The following is a 17,176-nucleotide window of genomic DNA, read 5'->3' as shown; positions in this document are numbered from 1 at the left end:
TGGAAGAAAATATTTAAAAAAATCAAAGCTGTAAGCCTTTACCGGCAGGGAAAGAGAAAAGAAAAATATGATCGGACACAATAAAAATATCAATATCCATAATGGCGCAAAATAAGACCAGATAGTACTGAAATAACAGATCTTTTGTCCCCAGGAAAGACCTTTCTTAAAGAGAGGATTGTCTTTGAAGGCAATATCTAATGAACCTTCTGCATAACGCTGATGCTGTTTGATCCAACTATCTATATCCTGCGTGGAAAGCATTTTACATTCCACATCCGGATGCTGAATACTTTCCCATTCATTTTCCCTATCAGCGTGTAGCATCATAGAGGTATAAATATCTTCTGATGCATGAAACTTAAATGGAATTATTTCCTGGTCGAGCAATAACGCTTTCTTTTTATTCCGTATCTCACCCATGCTCTTATTTTTTTTGGACAGGTCAGATTCCAGCTTTTTAATTTCCTCTACAAAACCTCTTAAGGCAAGATTCATAACTGCTTCCCGACGATGAACGGATCCGGCTCCGCAACAAAAGGCAGCATTATGAAAATTTCGTTTTCTTAAAATAACGTCATAAAAAAGCCTCGGTTCATTCCCAAAAACATCTTCGTTTATTTTTATTTTATCAAATAAAAAAACAAGTAGCCGGATAACTCTTTTGTTAGATATTCTGAATTTTGAAATGATAACGGAACTTAATTTTTCAGCCTCCGTGGTATCATAAAACCATTGCGGCGTTTGTACCCACGCCACTTTTCTATTTTTAAAATACCCTGTAGTATGTATTAAAAAATCAGGAAATACCCTCGTGTCGGCATCCAAAATAGCGAACAGGTCTCCATCCGTATTTTCTATTGCATTTTTTAAATTACCGGCTTTGTAACCCTGGTTATGCTCCCTGATCAGATAACCTACATGCTCTTCTTCAGCAACCTTTTTCATATTTTCCTTTGCGGGATCTCTCCCATCCCTCCGGCCATCATCCAGCACGTAAATTTTGATAACAACATCCGGAAACGGATAGGCAATTTTTTTGGCGTCGATAATACTGTGGCGCACCAATTCCACGTCTTCATTATAAGAAGCAATAAAAACATCAATTTTAACAGGCCTGTCGGGCATATCCTGAATGTCTTCTATTTCTGAAAGATAATGTACGGGAGGCGTTTTTTCTGCGTCTTTGTTAGACCAAAAAGTAATAACCACCATCACTGTGCTAAAGAAGCTGAGCGTTTCAGCAAGTACCAAAGGAATAGAAAACCACATGGCTTCAGGATTTAACGAAAACCGCCAACGCCAGTTTAAATAAGAAAAGCCTAAAGCAATAGTAACGATCCCGAAAAACTGAAATAATAAACCCCTGTATTTATTGTCGGGGATCGCTGAATAAGGCTTCCGGTCATTAAACTTATCAAAATAAAACTGCTTCATTAAATTTAAATCTAACGACAGTGGAGAATGTTCTCTAAACCCATTGATTTAATTTTACTCTTTATACTATCACTTACATTCACAAATTCAATCTCTATCCCTTTTTCCAGCAAACATTTTAAAAGATCTATCAAACTGGCTATGCCGGTATTATTTATGAAATGAACATTCTTAAAATCATAATAATGAATACCATGAATATAAACTCCCGGCAGTTCATTCATTGCAGCTCTATCCCTCAATTGAAACAATTCACTGAATCTGATTTTATTCGGCTGCGCTTCCTTCATCATCAACGAGTTTCTTCCGCACTCATTGATGCTTTCCTTTGATTTAGTTTCCATAATTTCCTCCTTTTTTAAAATATTTAAACTTACCCGGGTTAAAAATATTTAAACTTCTCAGGCAAATATCTTCTTATTCGTTAATATGGTATTTCTGATAGCCAAAGACCTTCATTTATATTCTCTTATGGAATAATTTTTTAAGCTATTAAGGATCATGCAAGCCTCAGGAACTATATTAATCCGGGCTTCGGCTATTAAAAGGCCTTTATTACCGAATATCAGTTAAAGCTCATTATATCTCAATTAATTTTGTTATCAAAAACTATTAATTATGAAAACACAAAATAAAGTATCCCGGGTATTCGGGATAAAAATCAATTTTAAAAAATATATAGTGCTGGTTTCGGTTTTTGTATTTCAAACCGGCTTGATGTTCAGCCAATCTCAAACGTATGATAATTTTGAAGGCGTTAAGAGATTGCATTATGGCGAAAGAACAGGAGTATTGGACACGCTCGCAAAAAATCCGGCAGCTAACAATATAAACAGCACAAAAAAATGCGCTAAATATGTCCGCAATGGCACAAAAAAATTCGACAACATTAAAATGATTGCTCAGGGCAAGTTAGCGGATGTCGATTTATATTTATATGCAACATATGACGGAATGCCACCAAAAATAACAATGAAGGTATATACGAATGCACCTGTTGGAACCCTTGTAGAAATTCAACTGGGAAAGCAAGGTAAAAAAGAATATCCTGCGGGCATCAATAGTCAATACCAGGCTTATACCACAATAAGTAATGGCTGGGAAGTACTGGAATTTAAATTCTCGCAAATACCAGAAGGAAGTGAAATTTCGTCAAGCGAAATTGACCAGATAACTTTACTGTTTAATCCTAATTCATTAACTACAAACGTCTATTATTTTGACGATCTTGCAGGATCTGCGGTGATTCCTGCTAAATCAGAAACTTCCGGTATGCCAATGAATAATTCAGTGAAAAAAGTTAAATAATTCATCATTTTGGGGTTATAAATACATATCAACCTTACATGAAAAAGGCAATGGATCAACCATCCCTAAAGACTCTAAATTAAGATTAAGCTTCTTAAGCTTTTCTTAAATTGCTTGTGTGTTTCAGAAGGAATCTCCTTTGCTCGCCTAATGCGGGGAACATCATTATAATCAGGGATACTATACCGCAAATGAGTAATCAGGTCAAGTCTTAATACATGTAAATTATTAACGATAGAATTCTAAAAAAAGCATTACAATAAGCCCAACTATAAAAAAGGTCAGCAGGAATATTGCAGTATATTTTGAAATGCCAAACTCCTTTGCCAGTAATAATATCGGATCGGCTACATATTTATTGAGCAGCAATATGATCCTCACCCGTGTACGGGCCTTTTTTACATACGGATCAGCAGATCCGAATTGAAACGATTCAACAGTCTTTCCTATATCATCATTAGAAGAATGCATGATCACTTTTGCATTAGGACTAAGCGTTTCAATTGCATCCAGGAATGTCGCATAATTTTTCTTATTGTTTGCAGCTATAATTATTACAACATCAACCTCTTCGTTCGCCTTTTCAAGACAAACTTCCCGGTCATAACATACCGAAAGATCTAATTTTGAATCAAATCGTTTCTGAAGATCTTTTCTAAGTTCTTCACTGATTATTTTATTTTCATCAATGATGAAAAAATTTAATTTCTGTTGTGTCATGGCCTTACATTTTTTAACAAACTTATTGTTACCGGTTCTAAGTCTCAAAATCCGTAAAATCAAATTCCCTCGGTATAAGTGTGAGGTTCACATTCAAAAATTTATATCAAGACACAAATAAACGTATCATTTCGTATCGCATCGCATCGCAATTCATAACTTAAATTACAATACTGAACAATCTGAATATTAATAATATTAATGCTACAACTAAAAATATATAGATCAGGCCCACCTAGACCCCATCCCGGATAGGATACCAGTAACAAACTTCCAGCAATAACTGAAATATAAAATAAAGATAGCTTTCTCCTGTTTTTATTTTTTTACAGAACACTAAGCAATAGTTGTACCCATGTCACAAAAACAGCAAGAAAAACAAACATATGAATGTCGCCAATCCCGTTACATTAAGCCTAAATAAACGCTCATTCCTAACAACCATATAATCCCATCTATTAAATCAGAATTTATAATAACGTAGTAATATATTCCCACCTGTGGAATAATCGCCCCCATTTTTCTGAGATTAATTGTTTATACTCCCCGCTACTCAACGCTGTGCTCTTTCTGATAGTTTGCCGCTGGCATATTTTTTGAGTTTAACTCTATTAAAAACAATTTAGCATGCAAAAGTCGAATGAAGAAAAAGTACTTCGGAAACCCCAGCATCAAAACCGGCCAGGAAGAGAGTTCAAAATGAAACCTGCTCCGCTGTATGACGATAAGAAAGCAAATTCATCAGGAAAATTAAGAGGGAAATGCGCATTGATCACGGGAGGCGACAGTGGAATTGGCCGGGCTGTTGCGGTCCTTTTTGCAAAGGAAGGAGCCGATGTTGTCATTGCTTATTATAATGAACATATGGATGCTGAAGAAACAAAAAAAACAATTGAAGAATATGGACAGAAATGCCTGCTAATTTCCGGTGACTTAAAGAAAGAACAATTTTGTAAATCGGTTGTTTCAAAAACAATTAAAAATTTAGGACAACTGGATATCCTTGTGAATAATGCTTCTGTGCAGTATGAAAGAAAAACGCTAAATGAGATAAGCACAAAACAATTACTGGAAACATTCCAGAGTAATTTATTTTCGATGTTTTGGATTACTAAAAATGCATTAAACCATATGCGAGCCGGCAGCGCTATTATCAATACCACATCTGTTACAGCATATCGCGGAAGCGCACATTTAATAGATTATTCCGCCACCAAAGGAGCAATTGTATCTTTTACGAGAAGTTTATCTGCAAATCTTGCAAACAAAAAGATCCGCGTGAATGCTGTTGCACCCGGTCCCATCTGGACACCTCTTATTGTTTCAAGCTTCAAAGCATCCAAAGTTTCTACGTTCGGAAGTGATGTACCAATGAAACGTGCCGGAGAGCCCGTAGAAATAGCGCCGTGTTACTTATTTCTTGCATGTGAAAATTCATCATATATGACCGGGCAGGTATTACATCCTAACGGAGGGGAAATTATAAATGGGTAACCAAATTTTTAACTAAAAAACTTTCATATGCGATCATTATGGACGGGTGCAATAGGTTTCGGGCTGGTAAATATCCCGGTTAAACTTTATAGCGCAACACAGGGAAGCGAATTAAACCTGGACATGCTGGACAAGAAAGATCACTCCAACATACGGTTCATGCGTGTGAATGAAAGATCCGGGAAAGAAGTAAGCTGGGAAAATATAGTAAAAGGATATAAATACAATGAAGAATATATCATACTCACTAAAGAAGATTTTGAACAAGCCAGTTCAAAAAAAACAGGATTGATGGAAGTTTCACATTTTGTTAAAGAAAATGAAATAGACAGTATGTATTATGAAATCCCCTATTACCTGGAACCAGAGAAAAGCGGTATAAAGGCATATGCTTTATTAAGAGAGGCATTGATAAAAACAGGGAAAGTAGGCTTAACAACTTTTGTGATGCGTAATAAAGAAAACCTGGCCGTTTTGAAGCCTGCAAAAAATGTAATTATTTTAAATCGAATACGGTTTGCTGAAGAAATAAGAGATACATCCGGCTTATCATTACCCGAAAAAATAACTTTAAAACCGGGAGAACTACAAATGGCTATTTCGCTGATCAATCAGTTTTCAGGACAATTTGATATTACCTGGTACAAAGACACTTATACAGCCTCTTTATTAAAACTGATAAAAGCTAAAGCCAAAGGAATAAAAATAAAACCTTCAAAATTGAAAATAGTACACAGAAAAACAGAAGATCTGATGGAACTTTTAAAAGCCAGTTTAGAAACTAAACAAAAAGCTTCCTGATGCAATTAGACAGCTATAATAAAAAGAGAAATTTTTTTAAAACCATTGAACCAAAAGGGAGAATTAAATCCCCTGCTTCAAAGTTATCTTTCGTAGTGCAGCGTCACAAAGCGTCTCACTTACATTATGATTTCCGGTTGGAGCTGGATGGTACATTAAAAAGCTGGGCTGTTCCCAAAGGGCCCTCTTTAAACCCTCATGATAAGCGATTGGCAATGATGGTGGAAGATCACCCATACGATTACAAAAATTTCAAAGGAATTATTCCTGAAGGTAATTACGGCGCTGGTATAGTTGAAATATGGGATACCGGTTATTATTCCGACCTTAACAATTCCGATAAAAAAACTGCAGAAAACCAATTGAGAGAGGGTTTAAGAAAAGGGAACCTTAAATTTAAATTGTATGGAAAAAAGCTAAAAGGTGAATTTGCTTTAGTAAAGCTAAAAGGAAAAGAAAGTAACGCCTGGTTGTTGATTAAACATAATGATGCGTATGCCTTACATAAAGAATATTCCAGTGAAACATATACCCCAAAGAGCTCACCGATAAATAAATGGCTGCAATTACATAGTAAATCGGTTAAAAAAAAAGTAAAAGCCTTTCCCTTGCCGGTAGAAAGCAAAAAGCTCTCCGATTATATAAAACCAATGCTGGCAAAGGAAACAGAGAAGCCCTTTGATGATAAAGATTGGTTGTATGAAATTAAATGGGATGGGTACCGCACTATTGCGGAGCTAAAGGATGGAAATATTCAGTTGTATTCCAGGAATGGAATTACGTTTAATAGCTCTTACCCGTTAGTAATAAAAGAACTAAAAAAAATAAACATCAACGCTGTACTTGACGGAGAAATTGTTGTAATGGACGAGGATGGAAATCCGAATTTCCAATTGTTACAGGACCATGAAAACAATAGGAAATATGCCATTTGTTATTATGTGTTCGATATTTTATTCCTTGCCGGCAAAAATATATGCAGCTCTCCTCTCTGGGAAAGAAAAAAATTATTAAAAAAAATAATCAAAAAAAATGACGTGGTAAAATATTCCGATCACATATCGGAAAAAGGGAAAGATTTTTTTAATGTAGCAATGAAACGAAACCTGGAAGGCATAGTGGCCAAAAAAGCAGATAGTGAATATTATCCGGGTAAAAGAACCAAAGAATGGCTCAAGATCAAAAATCATAAATCGCAGGACGCAATTATTGCGGGCTTTACCAAACCCACAGGCTCAAGAAAACACTTTGGAGCGTTAGTATTGGGTGTGCTGGATGGAAGTTCCCTGAAATATATTGGTCATACGGGATCGGGCTTCGATAATCAGTTATTAAAAGAAGTATCGGACCTGCTGACTCCTTTGATCCGGGATACGTCACCATTTGATAAAACGGTGAAAACAAACAGGCCTGTAACCTGGGTCAAACCGGTATTGGTATGTGAAATAAAATATTCTGAATGGACAAAAGACGGAATAATGCGTCATCCCATCTTTTTGCGTTTACGGCCGGATAAATCCCCCAAAGAAACAACACTACAGGTTCCTCAGGAAGCAATCCCTGCATCAGGAGAAGAAGAAGATAAAATTTATTCCTTCGGCAACATCCGGGTTCAGACAACCCATACCAACAAAATATTCTGGCCGGAAGAAGGTATTACCAAGGGAGATGTGATCAATTACTATATGAGTATTTCCGATTATATCCTACCCTATTTAATAAACAGACCTCAATCATTAAAACGGAATCCAAACGGGATCAAGGATAACGGTTTTTTTCACAAGGACGCCGGGCATGAAGCTCCTCCATGGGTAAAAAGTTTTGAAATATTTTCAGAATCAGCAAATAAGGATATTGATTATATCCTTTGCAACAATAAAGCAACCTTAACTTACATGAATAACCTGGGATGCATTGAAATTAATCCCTGGCATTCAACAATTAGTGCACTTAATAAACCGGATTACTTAATAATTGACATTGACCCTTCTGATAAAAACAATTTTGAACAGGTAATTGAAGTTGCAAATGTTATCCACGACATTCTTGAAAAAAGGAAGATTACAAATTTCTGCAAAACATCCGGTGCAACCGGTATGCATATCTACATTCCTATGGGCAAAAAATACGACTACGATCAGGTTAAATATTTTGCCCAGATCATTTGTATAATAGCGAACGAACAACTGCCTGCATTTACAAGCATAGAAAGAAACCTGCAAAAACGGGGTGAAAAGATATACCTTGATCACCTCCAAAACCGCAGAGGGCAAACCATAGCTTCGGTATACAGTTTACGACCCATTGCCGGTGCAACCGTTTCCACGCCGCTAAAATGGTCTGAAGTTAAACCAACTCTTTCTCCTAAACAGTTTGACATTTATACACTTCCTCAACGGTTAAAAAAAACCGGCGACATATTCTCAGGGATTTTAGGTACAGGGATTGACCTTAAAAAATGCTTGAAACAACTCGACAAATAATCCCTGGGGAAAGAATTTATTCCTTAAATATATTATTGTGCCCAGGACTGGATTCGAACCAGCACGGTTTCCCGCCACCCCCTCAAAGTGGTGCGTCTACCAATTTCGCCACCTGGGCCTAATTAAAACAAAAACACAAAGAACATTAAGTTTATACAGGGTAACTCAACCCGCAAGATCGCTTCCCGCCATCACCTCAAAGGGGATGTCTCTACCAACCTGCCTGGGTGTGTTATTATGGATTGTAAGTTGTTGGTTGTCTATTTATGATCAACCAACAACCTTAAAGTTATTTTGATTCAAGAACCTTCATTTCTACCCTTCTGTTCTGTGCCATACCTGCCACATCTGGCTTTCCATTGGGAAGTGTATTTTTGGCAACGGGCTGAGAAGGACCATAACCTTTTGCAACCATTTGTTTAGCCCTGATCCCTTTTTTAACAAGGTAAGTCACAACCGCGTTAGCCCTGTCCTGTGACAATTTTATATTTTTCTTTTCATCACCCACGTTATCTGTATGGCCAGCGATCTCGATCACAAGATCAGGGTTTTCCTTCATCAGGGTGTAAAGCTTTTCCAGCTCAATCTGAGATTGTTTGCTGATAAGCGATTTTCCACTTGCAAAGAAAAGATTCTTCAGGGTGATCTTTGTTCCTTTTTGTATCGGCTCGAGAACAATCACTTTATTGATCTCAGAATAAACAGGTTCCTTTGGTACGTTCACATTTTCCGATTGAAACAGGTAACCCTCCGCTTCATACGACAAGTAATAGTTCTGACCTCTCTGAAGAACAAAATAATACATACCGTCTGTCGCGTTCGAATAATATGTAGCCACCAGTTGTCCTGTATTATTATCCTTTATTGTGATCTTGGCACCGGGTATCGGCTTTGCATCCTTGTTGGTAATGGTACCACTTACAGAAACAGTTCCCAACGTTTTACTTTCAAAGTTGATCGACTTAAGACCGATCTCACGTTCGATTTCCTGATAAGAGGAACCTGGTTCAATTTTAATTGTTTCAGATACGGGTTGAAAACTTTCCGCTTCATATGTTACATTGTATGTTTTTCCTGACGCACCCGGACTAAGCGTAATGATATATTTACCCGTCTTGGAATTAGGACGAACTTCCTGAACAATTGTTCCGGTTTCCACATCAGTAGCTGTGATCCTTACAGAAGAAGCGGAAGCAACATCCGACTTCCCGTCAAAATTCAGATACCCTTTTAAAAGGGTTATCGGTTCTGATACAGCTGACTCAAGCGTTATGCGGTAAATATCTTTATCGCCCCTGCCTCCCGATTTTGAAGATGAATAATAAGCGTGGCGGCCATCGGTGGTTGGCACATAAAAGATATCATCATCCGATGTATTGATAGGATATCCCATACTAACCGGGGCAGACCACTTGCCTTCTTCATTGTTTTTAGAAGTATAAAAAATATCGAACCCACCCATCGTTTTATGTCCGTTGGAACTGAAATAAAGTGTTACACCATCCGGATGAATAAAAGGAGAATCTTCATCATAAGCCGTGTTAACGGTAGGGCCTAAATTTAACGCAAGACTCCACTGTCCGTTCGGAAGTTTAACACAACGATAAATGTCACGTCCTCCCTGTCCACCTTTTCTGTCACTCACAAAATAAATTGTATTTCCGTCCGCAGATATACAGGCATGTGTTTCCCAGAAAGGAGTGTTGATATCCGAAGCTAACGGAATCGGGATCGTCCACTTGTCTCCCTCAAGGCTGCTGGTGTACAAATCACCGCCATTACTATCCTTATATATGAACATTTGCTGACCGTCAGTTGAAACGCTTACACAAGCCTCGTTACTGTTTGTATTTATCGGCGATCCGATCGGAACTGCAGTAGACCAGCTTCCATCCTTCTTTTTATAGCTTATATAAATATCTTCGTAGAACTGGTCGTCAATTGTTTTTTCGCCGCCGGTGCTGCCGGGCCTTCGTGATGTAAGGATCATGATAGACTCGTCTGCGGAAAGCAGAGGACTGTAGTCGGGATATTCCGTATTAATGCTGTCACCCAGATTTTCAATAGTAACACTGGCAGGATTTTTCATCATTTCTATAGCATTGTACGATGCGTCAACCTGGCGGTCCAATTGTTTCAGATCCGACTCATTAGGTTTAGCGAGATCCTTGTACTTACCAAAGCTTTCACCTGATTCTTTGAACTTCCCCACCAAACGATAAGCTTCTCCCAGGTAATAATGGGCCATCATTGGTGCCTTTTTCTCGGTCGGTTCAAAATCCGAATACTTTTTACTTACACCCTGAACAGCCTTTTCAAGATAATATACGGCCTTTGGCTTTTCTGATGCGGAATTCAGATAACACAATCCCACCTTGTAATTTATGTTTGCATTTGTAGAATCAATGTAATAAGCCTGGAGAAAATTTCTCAAAGCCATGGGATAATTTTTCTCAAGAAGTAAAAAATTTCCTTCCGTAAACTTTTCGCGGTATTTGGTTTTGTTTCCCTGACCAAATAAAATTGATGAAACTCCAAACAGCGCAAGAAGCATTAATTTAGTTTTCAGATTCATAGTGTATTGGTAAATTATATAATATTAATATATAGTGTTTATTTTTGTGAATTAGTTTTTGTTCCCTGAACAATCATTTTAAACTCAACTCTCCTGTTTTTCTGACGACCATCAGGATTATCTGTTTTATCCGGATTTTCATTAGGCGCTATTGGCTGACGTTCACCTTTACCAATCGCTTTCATACGTTTAGGATCGATTCCTTTGGAAGCAAAATAATCGATGGTCGCTTTCGCGCGTTTATAAGATAAATTCATATTAAACTGGTCGGCACCTTTAGAATCAGTATGGCCATTTACTTCCATTCTAATATTCTTATTCTCATTCAGGTAATTATATATATCATCCAGTTTCGCTTTAACTTCATCACGCAACAGGGACTTGGCAAAGTCGAATAAAACAGGTTCAAAGCTTCTCGCATCCGCAACCTGAGCATTTGTCGTTGCAGTTGTTCCACTTGTTGTCGTTGCAGTTGTTCCACTTGTTGTTGTGGTTGCAGTTGTTCCACTTGTTGTTGTGGTTGCAGTTGTTGTTGTACTCGTACCGGTTGTTGTTCCTGTAGCAGAAGTGGCGGTGCCGGCTGATTTCACAGTATCCTTAGCCGAAACAAAAACTGTCTTCGTAGTATCTCCCACAATATCAGTAAATGTAAACACCCTGAAATTCAGTGTGGTCTTATTCTGATCAAGTGATTTAACCAATGCTGAATAAGCAGCTTGTTTATCAGGCATCCCTGCGAGTACAGGATTCGCATTCACAACACTGTCAACATCAAAAAATGCGGTGTAAATGGTTGTCAGCTGTTTTGTGGATCTGCCATCTGCCGACTTAAAAGCTTCGTAATTCACTTCGTTGTAAAAAGGTTTTTTGTAGTTCTGATTAGGAACCTTTACGTCAACAGAATGTGTTTTGTAGCCCGGAGCCTCAATGGTTAAGGTAAAATCATCCGGCGCCAATAAAGTTAATTTATGAAGACCGGGAGTACCTGCTGCTGAATACGAACCTGTATCCAAAGGAGGTTTATGACCGCGGGTCCTGATTACAGTATTGATAGGTGTTAAAGCATTCCCTTCCTTGACAAAAGCGTATAAAAATGTTTCGGGAAGAAAAGATAAAACGTAAATGTCGTAATCACCAAAAGTATCATCCTTGATGGATGACAGGTAGGCGCGGGTTTCGCTGGCATTCATCACAAAAAATATATCATCGGCACCTGTGTTGGTAGGATAACCCAGGTTCTGGGGCTTTGTCCATTTCCCATCCGCTAATTCCGACTTAAATATATCATAGCCTCCCATGCTACTATGGCCCTGTGATGAAAAGTAAAGTGTTTTACCATCGGAAGTAATGAATGGTGCATCCTCATCGTATTCCGTATTAATGTTCTCCCCAAGGTTCGTACATGGTCCCCAGGTATTATCGGGCTGCCTGGCAGAAACATAAATGTCTTTTCCTCCACTGCCACCCGGACGATCACTTACAATATATAGCAACTTGCCATCATTGGTCATGCTGCAACTGGGTTGAAAGCTTCGCTTTTCATTAACATTATCATTCAATTTAACAGGTGTTCCCCATTTTCCTCCATCAAACCTGGTCTCATAAATAAAATTATCACGGTAAATAAAAAGCGTTTTGCCATCAGGTGATAATGAGATCGCGGCATCATGGTCGCGGGTATTTATCGACGATCCGATTTGCCTTGACTTAGACCAAAAAACATAGAACAGGTTGTGCTTCTCTTTCTTTTCAGCCGAGTCAAGACTTTGCACGCTCCAGCCTTCCGATACTTTATCGGCTATATAAATATCCTCATAATAAAAGCCATCAAGGGTGGTGAGACTACCGGTCCCCTCTTTACGTTTAGATGTAAATATCAATTTCGATTCATCAGATGAAATAACAGGAGCATATTCGGGGTTATTGGTATTTATTCTTGGACCCAGATTGAATATCCGTACACTTTTAGGATCCTGAATATATTTTTTACCATTGTTACACTGCTCTATAGCACGGTCAACATCGCTTGAAGCCCCATTGCCATTTTTTTCAGACTTTACTGACTTTTTAAGCATACTGAAATAAGAGATCGCTTTATCAAACTGGTTCAGCATCTGGTAAGACGTTCCCAGGTAATAATATACTTCGGGAACGGTATCTTTTCCCCAGCTTTTTACAGCAGCTTCAAAATACGGAATACCCCTTGTTTTGTGCGAAGAGAAAAAATAACAAATACCTGTACGGTTATTGTATTTTACATTCGAGGGATTCGCATCGGCAAGCTCCTTATACAATGGAAGGGCTTCCCAGTAATTCTCAATTGAGAAAAGAAGATCAGCTTTTTCCGCCTTTCGCCTGGTACTTCCGTCACTTTCCTGTGCAAAAACCAGAATATGAGAAAACCCCAAACCAACGATAAACAGTGACAGTAGTTTTTTTCTATGCATATTAATTAAATATTTATTAAAACTTATCCTGATTTATTTTTTGATCTTAATAGCGTCAGGAACCTTGATCTTTTCTATGACGTCCAATTCACCTTCGGTACTTAAAATACGGTATTCTACCCGTCGGTTCAATTGCATACCAACCTCATCATCCTTACCATTCGGCCTGGTATTTTTGGCAATCGGTTTGGTCTCACCATAACCAACAGCCACCATGCGCTTTACATCGATACCTTTTTTAACAAGGTAATCGACCACCGACTGCGCACGGGATTGAGATAATTTCATATTAAAATCATCATTGCCTTTTGAATCGGTATGCCCGGAAATCTCAACAACCAATTGTGATTTTTCCTTCAGCATACTGTAAAATTTGTCGAGTTCAATGCGCGAAATAGGACGTAACGTAGCTTTATTGTAATCAAAGAAAATATTTTTCAATGTTACACGCTGCCCTACTGTGACAGGCTTTAACTCAATAAATGTATTGATCAGGTTATATGTTGAATCTTTGGGTACGATCATATTCTCGGATTGCAGCAGGTAACCTTCGGCCTGGTATGAGATATTGTAATTGCCACCGGGAGGAAGAATGAACAGATAATATCCGGTTTTTGAATTTGGAAAATAAGTGCCGACCAATTGACCTGTTTCATTATCGATAACTGTAATTTCCACATTAGTAACAACGTTTCCGCTAACACCTTTAATCTTTCCTTTATATACAGTAAGCGGAGTTTCTTTTTGTTCAGGAAAAGTGATCATGTAAATATCTTTTTCACCATATCCTCCGGCTTTAAAAGATGAATAATAGGCGCGCTTATTATCCGCCGTAGGAGTATAAAAAATATCGTCATCGGTGGAGTTAACAGGATAGCCGATGTTTACAGGTTCGGTAGATTTATCCGTCTCATAATTTATCGTACAGAAAAAGATATCGAAACCGCCCATACTTTTGTGTCCGGTCGAACTGAAAAACAAAGTGATACCATCGGGATGAATGAATGGCGCATCTTCATCGTACGGAGTATTTATTGAAGGGCCCAGGTTAACCGCTTTACTCCACTGACCATTCGGCAACATCTTACTCATGTAAATATCCCGCCCGCCAAAGCCCCCATCACGATTACTTGCGAAGAAAAGCCGTGTTCCATCAGCCGATATAGTTGCGCTTGGTTCCCAAAGCTGGGTGTTAATATTCTCACTCATCTTAGCCGGAACCGACCATGCTCCGCCCTGCAGCATACTGGTGTAAATATTTCCATCTCCCCCATCATCTCTATATATAAGAAGTTTTTGACCGTCAACCGAAACACCGATCGTTGCTTCATGTCCATTGGTATTGATCGGAGCGCCAATGTTAGCGGCAAGTGTCCAGGCCGAATCCTTTTTGGTACAGAAATAAATATCCTCAAAATATTTTCCGTCATCGGGGTCCACACCTCCGCCCATTGTGTTGGGCCTGCGTGATGTAAAGAACAAAGAGGCTTCATCAGCCGACAAAACAGCCGAATAATCCGCGTAAGGGGAATTCACATTGGGTCCAAGGTTATCGATCTTAATGGTTACCGGAGACGCGACAAGTACTTTCGCATTGTTACACATTTCGATCTGGTGATTGACCGTATTAATCATTTTCAAATCGGTCTCGGCAATATATGATTTGAATTTCTCAAAGTTAGCGATGGCATAATCCAACTGGTAATTCAAGTGGTAGGCATGCGCCAATTGATAGTACACGTCAATCGGAGCGCTTTTTTCACTGAACGCATCTTCTTTTGCAGAGGGAGAAGTGTTTTTAACCGCACGTTCAAGGTAAGAGATCGCGCTGAGTTTATCCGTAAGTGAGTTCAGATAACATACTCCGATTTTATAAGCAACGTTGGCGTTATCCTTTAAAGTCGTATCAACCCTTACATAGAGGGGGAGTGCCAGATTATAACGCTGCTCCACAAAATGCTTTTCAGCTTCGTCAAATAATTTCCTGGTTTCAGCACTTTCAGGCTTCTGCGACCATGAATTAAACGCAGGTATGCACAGAGAGGTCATCAATATGTATCGAAATAATCGCATCATTATCACTTATATGGTTCTGTTAATATCAAATTGCTCAAGATAATCGGCTACACGCTTTACAAAACTTCCGCCCAAGGCTCCGTCAATGATACGGTGATCGTAAGCATGAGACAAAAACATCATATGCCGGATCCCGATGGTATCGCCCTGCGGAGTTTCTATAACCACCGGTTTTTTGGTAATTGTGCCGACAGCCATTATAGCAGCTTGCGGCTGGTTTATTATAGGCGTACCCATTATATTTCCAAAAGTCCCGACATTGGTAAGCGTATATGTGCCGCCATGTATCTCATCCGGAGTAAGCTTGTTGTTACGGGCCCTGTTAGTCAGGTCGTTCACTGCATTCGCTAACCCCAAAAGATTCAACTGGTCCGCTCCTTTGATCACGGGAACAATAAGATTTCCGGAAGGCAACGCCGCTGCCATTCCTATGTTTATGCTCTTACGCCTGATAATATTTGTACCATCAACGGAAACGTTGATCATAGGAAAGTCTCTTATCGCTTTAACAATGGCTTCAATAAAGATCGGAGTATATGTTAACTTAATTCCATCCCTTTTTTCAAATGCAGCTTTCGCTTTTTCCCGCCACTTCACAATATTGGTAACATCGGCTTCCACAAATGAGGTAACATGGGGTGATACATGTTTGCTCATCACCATGTGTTCGGCAATAAGCTTCCGCATCCGGTCCATTTCAATGATCTCATCATTGCCGCTTACCGATATGGTTGGTCGTTGAATAGTTTGGCTTTGCACTTGTGCAGTGCCATTTGATTTAACCTGAATAGAAGGTGACGGCTTTCCCTTAGCAGGAATATAAGCGAGAATATCATTCTTTGTAACGCGACCGTCTTTTCCTGTTCCTGAAATAGCCTCAAGTTCGGCTATGCTTACACCTTCCTGGGTGGCTATACTGCGCACAAGCGGTGAATAAAATTTACCCGTTGAAGAGGTCCGGTCCACACGACCTGAGGACATTCCTGCGACGGGAGAAGCAGTTACCGGTTTTGAAGCGACCTGAGCGGAAACTACGGAAGCTTTCGGCATATCAGCTGAAACCGGGCTAACGGCATCAGATGATATAAGCGCAACAGCTTTTCCAACCTGCACTACATCACCCTGCTTATACAACTGTTTCACCAAAATCCCTTCAAAATTCGATGGTATTTCAGAATCCACTTTATCAGTTGCGATCTCCAATACAGGCTCGTCCATAGCAACTTTATCGCCCTCATTTTTGAGCCATTTAATAATTGTTGCTTCAGCTACGCTTTCGCCCATTTTGGGCATTATCAACTCAACTTGTCCCATTTGTTAAAAACTACTTTATAATCAGGATATTAACAAATACAAAAATAACTGAATATTTAATATACACAACTTCCAAACACTACTATTTTCATATGCAAATTATTGATAGAAAATGAGTTAAAGACTTATTTATCGGCCAAACACCCGTTTTGTTTTGTAACAATTATGCGTAAGTTTGAACTGCCTGTACCATCTCCATGAATTCTTTAAAAAAATACTGGACTATATTAAGAAGGATCCGCCTCCTGCATATGTTGAATAATTTCGCTAACTATTCACTTCTTAAGAAGAATAAACCCCTTTACAAAAAATACAACATTCCAAAAAGTGTTTTAAAAAGCATTTCACACAAGGATTTCAGACATGCAGTCGCCGGAAAACCCTGGCTGGATTCGGAAAACAGCATGGAACAACTGAACAAGTCGGATGAGCTGAAAAAATTCGACCCGGATACGCAACAACAATTATTATGCTGGCCTGAAAAAGGTTATGCTTTACTAAAAGGTTTTGTTGAACCGGAT

The 17,176-nt window shown here is 38.7% G+C and carries 12 protein-coding genes and 1 tRNA gene; 5 read left to right on the top strand and 8 right to left on the bottom strand.

Annotation, left to right across the window (positions count from 1 at the left end):
* On the bottom strand, positions 1 to 1,437 hold a 1,437-nt coding region (locus HYU69_05255; GenBank protein MBI2269749.1), incomplete at its 3' end, for a glycosyltransferase.
* A gap of 11 nt (positions 1,438 to 1,448) precedes the next feature.
* Positions 1,449 to 1,781, bottom strand: coding sequence for an STAS domain-containing protein (locus tag HYU69_05250; GenBank protein MBI2269748.1), 333 nt, complete (start codon positions 1,779 to 1,781; stop codon positions 1,449 to 1,451).
* Positions 1,782 to 2,055: 274 nt separating this feature from the next.
* Between HYU69_05250 and HYU69_05245 the strand changes: the two genes are divergently transcribed.
* Positions 2,056 to 2,745: a hypothetical protein gene (locus HYU69_05245; GenBank protein ID MBI2269747.1), complete on the top strand. Its 690-nt coding sequence runs from the start codon at positions 2,056 to 2,058 to the stop codon at positions 2,743 to 2,745.
* 228 nt (positions 2,746 to 2,973) lie between these two features.
* Here HYU69_05245 and HYU69_05240 read toward each other — a convergent pair whose 3' ends face one another.
* A complete protein-coding gene (locus HYU69_05240; protein ID MBI2269746.1) occupies positions 2,974 to 3,465 on the bottom strand; it encodes a hypothetical protein in 492 nt (163 codons plus the stop codon).
* A gap of 627 nt (positions 3,466 to 4,092) precedes the next feature.
* Between HYU69_05240 and HYU69_05235 the strand changes: the two genes are divergently transcribed.
* From HYU69_05235 to ligD, 3 genes are read left to right on the top strand one after another with little or no spacing between them, the layout of a single operon-like run.
* Positions 4,093 to 4,959, top strand: coding sequence for an SDR family oxidoreductase (locus HYU69_05235; protein MBI2269745.1), 867 nt, complete (start codon positions 4,093 to 4,095; stop codon positions 4,957 to 4,959).
* Between the two features lie 27 nt (positions 4,960 to 4,986).
* Positions 4,987 to 5,760 (top strand): Ku protein, encoded by a 774-nt coding sequence (locus HYU69_05230; GenBank protein ID MBI2269744.1) that lies wholly within the window; start codon positions 4,987 to 4,989, stop codon positions 5,758 to 5,760.
* Positions 5,760 to 8,243 carry a DNA ligase D gene (ligD, locus tag HYU69_05225; protein ID MBI2269743.1) on the top strand — a complete coding sequence of 828 codons (2,484 nt, stop codon included), beginning with the start codon at positions 5,760 to 5,762 and terminating at the stop codon, positions 8,241 to 8,243. Before HYU69_05230 ends, ligD begins: the two co-directional genes overlap by 1 nt.
* 38 nt (positions 8,244 to 8,281) lie before the next feature.
* On the opposite strand, the gene HYU69_05220 is transcribed toward ligD, so the two are convergent.
* The 5 genes from HYU69_05220 to HYU69_05200 all read right to left on the bottom strand — a co-directional run bounded on the left by HYU69_05220 (position 8,282) and on the right by HYU69_05200 (position 16,655).
* Positions 8,282 to 8,361 (bottom strand) — tRNA-Leu (locus tag HYU69_05220).
* A gap of 171 nt (positions 8,362 to 8,532) precedes the next feature.
* Positions 8,533 to 10,818 carry a PD40 domain-containing protein gene (locus HYU69_05215; GenBank protein ID MBI2269742.1) on the bottom strand — a complete coding sequence of 762 codons (2,286 nt, stop codon included), beginning with the start codon at positions 10,816 to 10,818 and terminating at the stop codon, positions 8,533 to 8,535.
* Between the two features lie 38 nt (positions 10,819 to 10,856).
* The gene (locus HYU69_05210) at positions 10,857 to 13,265 is read right to left on the bottom strand and encodes a PD40 domain-containing protein (GenBank protein ID MBI2269741.1); all 2,409 of its coding nucleotides are present in this window, start codon (positions 13,263 to 13,265) and stop codon (positions 10,857 to 10,859) included.
* Between the two features lie 33 nt (positions 13,266 to 13,298).
* Positions 13,299 to 15,341 (bottom strand): PD40 domain-containing protein, encoded by a 2,043-nt coding sequence (locus HYU69_05205; GenBank protein ID MBI2269740.1) that lies wholly within the window; start codon positions 15,339 to 15,341, stop codon positions 13,299 to 13,301.
* A gap of 6 nt (positions 15,342 to 15,347) precedes the next feature.
* Positions 15,348 to 16,655 (bottom strand): 2-oxo acid dehydrogenase subunit E2, encoded by a 1,308-nt coding sequence (locus HYU69_05200; GenBank protein MBI2269739.1) that lies wholly within the window; start codon positions 16,653 to 16,655, stop codon positions 15,348 to 15,350.
* Between the two features lie 197 nt (positions 16,656 to 16,852).
* Between HYU69_05200 and HYU69_05195 the strand changes: the two genes are divergently transcribed.
* Positions 16,853 to 17,176: hypothetical protein (locus tag HYU69_05195; protein ID MBI2269738.1), on the top strand; the 324-nt coding region annotated here is incomplete at its 3' end.

It is taken from the genome of Bacteroidota bacterium (genome assembly GCA_016183775.1).
Lineage (GTDB): Bacteria > Bacteroidota > Bacteroidia > JABDFU01 > JABDFU01 > JABDFU01.
Note: the sequence above shows the minus strand (reverse complement) of the source record. Positions and strands in the feature narration are given on the sequence as shown.

Coding starts and splice junctions, on each gene's coding strand:
- HYU69_05200 (MBI2269739.1), bottom strand. CDS start 16,655: ATGGGACAAGTTGAGTTGATAATGCCCAAAATGGGCGAAAGCGTAGCT.
- HYU69_05205 (MBI2269740.1), bottom strand. CDS start 15,341: ATGATGCGATTATTTCGATACATATTGATGACCTCTCTGTGCATACCT.
- HYU69_05250 (MBI2269748.1), bottom strand. CDS start 1,781: ATGGAAACTAAATCAAAGGAAAGCATCAATGAGTGCGGAAGAAACTCG.
- HYU69_05215 (MBI2269742.1), bottom strand. CDS start 10,818: ATGAATCTGAAAACTAAATTAATGCTTCTTGCGCTGTTTGGAGTTTCA.
- HYU69_05240 (MBI2269746.1), bottom strand. CDS start 3,465: ATGACACAACAGAAATTAAATTTTTTCATCATTGATGAAAATAAAATA.
- HYU69_05230 (MBI2269744.1), top strand. CDS start 4,987: ATGCGATCATTATGGACGGGTGCAATAGGTTTCGGGCTGGTAAATATC.
- HYU69_05235 (MBI2269745.1), top strand. CDS start 4,093: ATGCAAAAGTCGAATGAAGAAAAAGTACTTCGGAAACCCCAGCATCAA.
- HYU69_05245 (MBI2269747.1), top strand. CDS start 2,056: ATGAAAACACAAAATAAAGTATCCCGGGTATTCGGGATAAAAATCAAT.
- HYU69_05210 (MBI2269741.1), bottom strand. CDS start 13,265: ATGCATAGAAAAAAACTACTGTCACTGTTTATCGTTGGTTTGGGGTTT.
- ligD (MBI2269743.1), top strand. CDS start 5,760: ATGCAATTAGACAGCTATAATAAAAAGAGAAATTTTTTTAAAACCATT.